Raw genomic sequence first — 6,060 nt, 5'->3', positions numbered from 1 at the left:
TGGCGCCAGCCTTGTTGCCGGTTCGCATCATCGCTGCCGCCCGCGCGACACACCAGCCTCACCCTGCTTCTTCCTCACCCTCATACACAATCGCAGTCACTCGACTCTAGAGCATCGGACTGAAAGGCAGATTCGAGAGGTTTCGGTCTGGGCTGAAGTGTGATTCCCTTGTGAGAACAGGAGGTGGATCGTGACCCAGAGCTTCTCCTTGGATCTGCGCGTGCGGGTTGCGGCCTTTGTCGAGGCGGGCCATTCCTGCCGGGCAGCCGCCCGCCACTTCGGCGTCAGCGACAGCTGCGCCATCAAGCTGATGCAACGCCAGCGGCAGTCCGGCTCCCTCGCGCCGGCCCGGCAAGGGCGCCCGCCGGGACGCGGCAAGCTGGTGCCCTATGAGACCTTCCTGGTCCGGATCGTTGAAGCCGAGCCGGCCATCACCATGCCCGAGCTCGCCGCAAGGCTGCTGGACGAGCACGGGATCGTCGCGGCTCCAGCGATGCTCTCGCGCTTCCTGTGCCGGTGCGGCTTCTCATATAAAAAAATCCCTGATGGCGGCGGAATGCGCACGCGCCGACGTGCGGGATGAGCGCCGGGCCTGGCGGACACAGCGTCAGGCCCGCATGCGCCAAGAGCCGCACCGCCTGGTGTTTTTGGACGAGACTTCCGTCAACACCAAGATGACCCGCCTGCGCGGGCGCTCGCGCAAAGGCCAGCGGCTGCGCATGAGCGCTCCCTTCGGACACTGGAAAACCCATACCTTTCTGGCCGGTCTGCGCTGTCATGAGCTGAGCGCGCCCTGGATCATCGATGGCCCGATCACCCGGTTGGCGTTTGAGGCTTACATTGAGACACAGCTCGCGCCAACCCTGCACCAAGGCGACGTGGTGATCCTCGACGACCTCGTGGTCCACAAGAGCGACAAGGCGGCCCAGTGCCTGAAGCAACGAGGGGCTTGGTTCCTGTTCCTGCCGGCTTACTCGCCCGACCTTAATCCCATTGAACAGGACTTCGCCAAGATCAAAGCGCACCTGCGCAAGGCCGAGGCCCGAACGCTCGACGCGCTCTGGCGCGCCCTCGGTGACATCTGCGATTTGTTTGAGCCACGGGAGTGTTGGAACTTCCTCAAAGCCGCAGGATATGCGTCCGTGTAATCGTCCGGTGCTCTAGCCGCTGCGCGAAGCAGATTGGTGGGCCTGGAGGGACTTGAACCCCCAACCAGACCGTTATGAGCGGCCGGCTCTAACCATTGAGCTACAGGCCCATCAAAACCAACTCTGCTAGATTTTCACTGCTTTGGCTGTGCCAAGAAGGGCACAGTGCATGGACGACATGGCTTGTCACCCTACTTGATTGCAATGGAACTCCTAAGGACCCCAGTCTTTAGACTTCAGGTCAATTGCTACTGAGTACCTGAGAGTGATGCTCGAGACTGAGGTTCCTGAGCCCTCCCCTCGCAACAGAACGACGCTTCTGAAGCTCAGGGCGCGGCAATGCCGCTACGTTACCTCAGACAGTGGCTCAGAGGCCATCTTCTGTGGAGGTCAGACCAAGGAAGGCTCAAGTTGGTGCCCCTGGCACAGGCAGTTGGTCTATACCAAGCCTTCCTCCAGCGGGGCAAAACCTGGGCGCGGCTTCATCGTTCCCAAGCTCGCCTAGTGCCAAAAACCATATGGTATGTAAACGGCAGGCGAAATATCCCTGCAGTCAGCAGTTGTCGCTCGCCAGTCAGTTTCACGTGCTCACCGCAGAAGGTCGGCGCGATGCACCTGCTGCTTTCCCGACTATGTTACGGAGTTGCGGCAGGACCAGGGAACGGTCTTCAGGTTTGAGCCGCTGACCGTTGAGGACATGAAGGATGTGGTGACTCGCGCTGTGGATCACTTCAAAGCGATGGGGATCACAGTCAACGTCGAGGAAGCCGCTCTCGCGCAACTCACGGTTCACGCAGGCGGCGACGCCAGACGTGCCTTCACTGAGATGGATCGGTTAACAACCCGCGCTGCCGTAGGAAAGCGGCATCCGGTGAGACGCGCCCGAGGTAGGCGCGCCTCATGCCCGTCTTGGATTATTCACTTAAGAATCGTTGCAGGCCGGCCAGATCGTCGGTGTTGATCTTGTCCACTCCAGCTGCCTTCAACTCTTTCCAAATCGCATTCCGCTGAGGCCCTGGTTGGTCCGGTGTTGCCCAGAACCGGATCGTCCAGCCCTTACTATGGGCAGTCTTCACGATATCCTGCAGTTTTGCTCTCTCGGCAGCGGGCATCTCGCCGTCGCCCTTCCAGGTGAACACCTTGGTCCAGTTGTCGCTCAGGAGCGGCATGAATGCCGCTGGAGTGTCGGACGTTAGATCGGGCATGCGGCCGTCATAGCCTGCATACCTGACTTTCTCGCTTAGCATGTATTCCCTGGGACGGTTGCCGGACACGACCGCAGTAACCGCCCCTGGCTGTACCTTGCCGTCACGAACGACGGTCAGGATATCCGGATACTTTGAGAGGACTTCCGCTAGGGCCTTATAAGTCGGCTCTCCCTCTGTTTTGATGTCGATCAGCAAGGTGAAACCTTGGGTACCCGGATAGACCCGACCACCGTTCTCCGTGACCCGCTTCTTCAGCGGGTCCAGGTAAAGCGCCTCCAGTGTGCGCTCCGGCTTGATGTGGGCCTCCTCATGCGCGACCAAGAGCTTTCCGTTAACGAGCCAGATATCGGCTTCCACGCCAGTAAAGCCGTGATCGAGAGCATCGAGAAGGGGTCTCGGATGCTCATAGTCGTTGTGGGCATGAGCCTGTGGCAGAGGATTCACATCAGCGCCTACCGCGGCGAGCGGCGTCAGCGCGAGGGCTGCGGCGAGTAGTAAGGCTTTCATGTTTCCTCCATGTCGTTCAGATCAGGTTTTTGGGGCGTGTCTATCTCCCAAGCCATGGTGACGTCCGGATGACGGCATACCTACCTTGAGGTCGCACACCCAAGGATCGAAATTAGGCCTGGACTTCATTGAAGCAACCTTACCCGTGGTGCTTGCTAACCCGGGAGCCGCCGATTAACCTTCTCCGGCTGGGATGTTTCGGCCGAGACTAACGGGACTTTGAGCCCATTCCTGCCGACGGAAGAGGACTTAAGTCGAGTACGGCTTCTGGAACGGTCAAGTGGTTTAATGAAACCAAGGGTTATGGATTCATCCAGCCGGACAATGGCGGCAAGGATGTCTTCGTGCATATTAGCGTGGTTGAGCGGGCAGGCCTGCTCAACCTGAAAGATGGGCAAAAAGTCTCAGGCGAAGTTGAAGCTGACCGGCGCACTGGCAAGGAATCTGCGACCAATCTACAGGTCTAAAACCCCCACCCACTTTGCGGATTCCTCCGCGCTCGCGACGAGCCGCTCTAGTTTTGGGGCGGCTTTTTTGTTGGGCCTCACCCAGTGGAGATTCCCAGTATGGAGATTTCGCCCCCTGATTTCCTCAGTGATGATCGCTTCATCAAGGAGCGCCTTCCAGTCTTTGTGCTGTTCATGGGCCGAGACGGCTACTCGGAGCAGATAGCCACCGAGGCCTCCGCCTTCGCCAGACAATGAAAATGAACGGATGCCCGATTGCCTACTGCTGTATGCAGCGCAGCAGATCCGACTTCGCTCTGGACCGGCGCAAGAAGATGTCCATCACTGAGACCTACCACAATGCTGGGAACCACGCTTTTTACGGCCACTGCAATAACGTCGGCATCGACCCGCTGTGACTGAGTCTGTACCCTTGGCACACTGCCAATTGGCCAGAGTGAACTATGTAAGATCATAGTCCACTTTCACCCGCCGCCAACTGGAAGGAGATGCAGTGACCAGCCGCCTTATGGACATCCTAGACTAGGATGCTGCCATCATGAGATTGGACATGGCCGAGGTTATGCCGACGGCCACTGGTGAGGAACAGCGAGCTTGAGAGTTGATAATCTTGCTCCATACAGGTCTATTCGTGATTCAGCGGGATGAGGCCAGCAGTGCTGAAGAATTGCGGGTGTTCGCCGGTGACATCCTCGACCGGACCTGGATCACCAAGCAGTAGCATCCGAAATAATCCTGTGAGTTCCTGGCGCTCTGGATCCGTGGGAAGCCGCTGGTAACCGCACCTGGTTATTGAATGGACTGACACTCACGTCGGTACCCACCTCAGGTGCGGAAAAGGCATGTTTCGCTACCTCTGGAGACACAAGGTATTCGGCCTTGCGCTGATCGCGGCCTTCGGAATCGGACTGTATCTCCAGCCGGTTGCCGCTTGGTCAGCGCTCGGACTTCTGCTGTTCCTGCGCCTGACGAAGGTTCATTCCTACCTTCTCATTCTGGACCTGACGGACCGCGCTGCCCTGAAGCATCTGAGGACCCTGGCCACAAAGCGCGCCCATATGCTCTCCCCGGATGAATACGGGAGCGTGTCCGAGGAGGCTTGGGATAAGCACCTGAACTCGTTCCTCAAGAAGGCGCTCTTGCCGGAGTTCCGGCGCAGGAAGATCGATCATCTTCTAGCCAATGATCCGAAGCGGCACCTAGACCGCTTGAGAAGACGGATCAATCGGGTCATTGACCGGTACCAGCCGGCCGAGTCGTCAGATGATTTTGATGACCTTATGACTGGCAGGGAGTTTGAGCTCTACTGCCGGGAAATCCTGCAGGAGGCTGGCTGGCACGCTGTGCTCACTCCTGGATCGGGCGACCAGGGAGCTGACATCATCGCCGAGAAGGACGGCAGACGGGTTGTCATCCAGTGCAAATTTTACAGTGGCACCGTCGGCAACAAGGCCGTTCAGGAAGCTTATGCCGCTGCTGCCTTCCAAGATGCCCACTATTCTGTGGTGGTCACGAACTCAGTCTTCACGAAGTCGGCCCACCAGCTCGCACATAAGAATGGCGTTTTACTGATGCACCACGCCGACCTGTCGAGGCTTGACTTGATGGTAAGCAGCGGGGTTGGCTCCCGCTGATACACGATTCCATTCAGGCTCCTGGGGCTATAGAAAATCGTCGATCGACAGTTGTGCCGTGTTACGCGGCTTCGGCTTTTTTGGCGCTTGCTCGGTTGTGGCTACAACGGGCTGCTTCCGGAGGATGGGTGTGTTCTCGGATTGCATCCTCTTCATCCGAGACTTCGCCTTATCACGTGCCTGTGCTTCCTCAGACTGTGGATCTTCGGTCAGCCACTTCCCGCGCTTAACGACCTCATTCACGCGACCCTGATTGATCCCAAGCTGGAAAGCGCTCTCCTGCTGGGTCATGTCCGTGGTGTTATGAAGCTCGAGGATCTTACGGGCCAGCTCTGGCGTCATTTTACGTCCAGCAACGCGACGTGCCGGCGCGATCGTGCGCGTCTCCTTTTCTTCCTTGCGCATCTTCTCGAGGATTGCCAAGGCCATGTGCATGCCTTGGACTCGCAAGGCTTCTTCAAACTGCTTCAGCGTAGCCAAAAGAGAGACTCCTGAACTCCTGCCAGATGCACTCACACCGGATCAGACTTACTTTTGAACGACGAAGAGACGGTGATGAACCTGCCAACCCCACACGGCTAACGGCAGGGTCAGCCGGATTGCACCGACCGTGAACAGAATAGAGTCCATGATCCGTGCTTTTCAAGCCAGGCGTGCAACTTGGTTGTTGATTCGTTCTCCGGCAAGCTTCCCGCAAGCTCATCAGGATAATGGCGAACTGTCCTTTCATGCGGGAGATCGTCCTTCCAGGTAGTCCTCTGGACAAATCCCTCTCAAACTCAAGCCGCTGGCTTCCGCAGCCTTTTTTCTGTGTGGGATAAGGTGACGCCGACCGGTCGAGTCACCTGAGGCAGTCGCTCGCATTGTGCATCAGGGACAGCCACACCAGTCGGCGCCGCGGCCTCGGAATGCTGTGTCAGTGCGAGTTGAGACAGGGTAAGGCCTAACCCGGATTTGATCTGGCCCCGGAGCACTGGGCTTGGGCATCACGTTCAGCTCAAGCCGATCAAGCCCGTCATGCGACCTCTTGCAATTGCCTTCACTTTCCGCCTTTAACTGCTCCCCTTAAGGAGTGCTCTCATTCAATCAAAATGAT

At 57.9% G+C, this 6,060-nt stretch carries 7 protein-coding genes and 1 tRNA gene; 5 read left to right on the top strand and 3 right to left on the bottom strand.

The features are described 5' to 3' along the window. The first annotated feature begins 190 nt into the window (after positions 1-190). Positions 191-1,148, top strand: a protein-coding gene (locus JKG68_RS30565; protein WP_202066037.1) for an IS630 family transposase whose coding sequence is annotated in 2 segments (ribosomal slippage) — positions 191-532 and positions 534-1,148 — 957 coding nt in all. Because the reading frame shifts where the segments join, the coding sequence is not laid out codon by codon here. A 34-nt stretch (positions 1,149-1,182) separates the two neighbouring features. Here JKG68_RS30565 and JKG68_RS30560 read toward each other — a convergent pair. After that, positions 1,183-1,258, bottom strand: a tRNA-Ile gene (locus tag JKG68_RS30560). A gap of 158 nt (positions 1,259-1,416) precedes the next feature. Here JKG68_RS30560 and JKG68_RS35055 point away from each other — a divergent pair. Continuing rightward, the gene (locus JKG68_RS35055; RefSeq protein WP_202066036.1) at positions 1,417-1,653 is read left to right on the top strand and encodes a GcrA family cell cycle regulator; all 237 of its coding nucleotides are present in this window, start codon (positions 1,417-1,419) and stop codon (positions 1,651-1,653) included. Between the two features lie 409 nt (positions 1,654-2,062). On the opposite strand, the gene JKG68_RS30550 is transcribed toward JKG68_RS35055, so the two are convergent. After that, complete coding sequence (locus JKG68_RS30550; RefSeq protein WP_202066035.1) at positions 2,063-2,863, bottom strand: phosphatidylinositol-specific phospholipase C/glycerophosphodiester phosphodiesterase family protein; 801 nt, start codon at positions 2,861-2,863, stop codon at positions 2,063-2,065. Positions 2,864-3,090: 227 nt separating this feature from the next. Between JKG68_RS30550 and JKG68_RS30545 the strand changes: the two genes are divergently transcribed. The 3 genes from JKG68_RS30545 (at position 3,091) to JKG68_RS30535 (ending at position 4,964) form a co-directional block, all read left to right on the top strand. Next, positions 3,091-3,330 carry a cold-shock protein gene (locus tag JKG68_RS30545; RefSeq protein WP_202066038.1) on the top strand — a complete coding sequence of 80 codons (240 nt, stop codon included), beginning with the start codon at positions 3,091-3,093 and terminating at the stop codon, positions 3,328-3,330. 99 nt (positions 3,331-3,429) lie between these two features. Further along, a complete protein-coding gene (locus JKG68_RS30540; protein ID WP_202066034.1) occupies positions 3,430-3,567 on the top strand; it encodes a hypothetical protein in 138 nt (45 codons plus the stop codon). 605 nt (positions 3,568-4,172) lie between these two features. After that, entirely contained in the window at positions 4,173-4,964 is a 792-nt protein-coding gene (locus JKG68_RS30535) for a restriction endonuclease (RefSeq protein WP_202066032.1), read from the top strand. Positions 4,965-4,991: 27 nt separating this feature from the next. On the opposite strand, the gene JKG68_RS30530 is transcribed toward JKG68_RS30535, so the two are convergent. Continuing rightward, positions 4,992-5,444 carry an RNA polymerase subunit sigma-70 gene (locus JKG68_RS30530; protein ID WP_202066031.1) on the bottom strand — a complete coding sequence of 151 codons (453 nt, stop codon included), beginning with the start codon at positions 5,442-5,444 and terminating at the stop codon, positions 4,992-4,994. Between the last annotated feature and the right edge of the window lie 616 nt (positions 5,445-6,060).

This window comes from Microvirga aerilata (assembly GCF_016743775.1).
Classification (GTDB): Bacteria; Pseudomonadota; Alphaproteobacteria; order Rhizobiales; family Beijerinckiaceae; genus Microvirga; species Microvirga aerilata.
Note: the sequence above shows the minus strand (reverse complement) of the source record. Positions and strands in the feature narration are given on the sequence as shown.